Genomic DNA, 1026 nt, shown 5'->3' on the forward strand with positions numbered 1-1026 from the left:
AGTTAGAGCTGAAGCAGCAGCGGCTATATTTGTATTAATAAATGCAGTTAAAGCTACGTCATTTAAAGATAATGCACTACCGACGTTAAAACCGAACCAGCCGAACCAGAGTAAGCCTGCGCCTAACATTGTAAATGGTAAATGATGAGGAGAGGTACCGCTTATGTTTTTTCGTTTTCCTAGGAAGATAGCTAATACAAGACCGGCAACGCCAGATGTGATATGAACGACATTACCGCCAGCGAAGTCTAATGCGCCGAGTTCTCTCAGCCATCCGCCAACGCCCCATACCCAATGAGCGACAGGATTGTAAACGATTGTTGTCCAAAGAAGGATAAAAATAAGAAAGGCAGAAAATCGCATTCTTTCAGCGAATGCACCTGAAATTAAAGCGGGAGTTAAAATAGCGAACATGAGTTGGAACATCATAAATAAATTGTGAGGAATAGTAGATGAGTAGTCTGGGTTTGGTGCGTAGGTAACGCCGTTTAAACCGAACCAATCGAGATTGCCGATAAGTCCGTGCCAATCTGGTCCGAATGATAAAGAATAACCGATAACAATCCATTGAATCGAAACGATAGCCATTGCGCTATAACTGTGCATGGTCGTGCTGAGTACGTTTTTACTGCGAACCATACCTCCATAAAAAAGTGCCAATCCTGGTGTCATCAACATAACCATTACTGTCGTTACAAAAATAAAAACTGTATCTCCCGTATTCATTCTCTCTCCTCCTATGATGTTAGAAAATATAACATCGATTCGTTATGTTTCATATCATATTCGAAATAAAAAGAAAAATCAACTAAAAATTCAGAAAACTTTTTTAGGTAATGTTAGAAAACCTAACATTAGGTATTTTGGAGGAATAAAATCAACGTATGCGATTTGTTCTGAAAATTGGTATAATATTCTTACAATTGGAAGTTTGGGGGATGCGTGTGAAAAAAATATGGACTAAGGAACTATTCATTTGTTTTTGTTTAGCTGTTATTTTGTTTGTACCAGTACATACTTTTGCGG

At 38.3% G+C, this 1026-nt stretch carries 1 protein-coding gene and 1 pseudogene; one reads left to right on the forward strand and one right to left on the reverse strand.

Going from position 1 to position 1026, the window contains the following annotated elements:
• Positions 1 to 726, reverse strand: a 726-nt coding sequence (locus tag AC1DTM_RS28285; protein WP_477001466.1) for an ammonium transporter, incomplete at its 3' end; no start/stop codon positions are given.
• Positions 727 to 884: 158 nt separating this feature from the next.
• Here AC1DTM_RS28285 and AC1DTM_RS28290 point away from each other — a divergent pair.
• A pseudogene (locus AC1DTM_RS28290) lies at positions 885 to 1026 on the forward strand (alpha-amylase family glycosyl hydrolase); the annotation flags it as partial.

This window comes from Bacillus sp. P4_D3 (assembly GCF_056401855.1).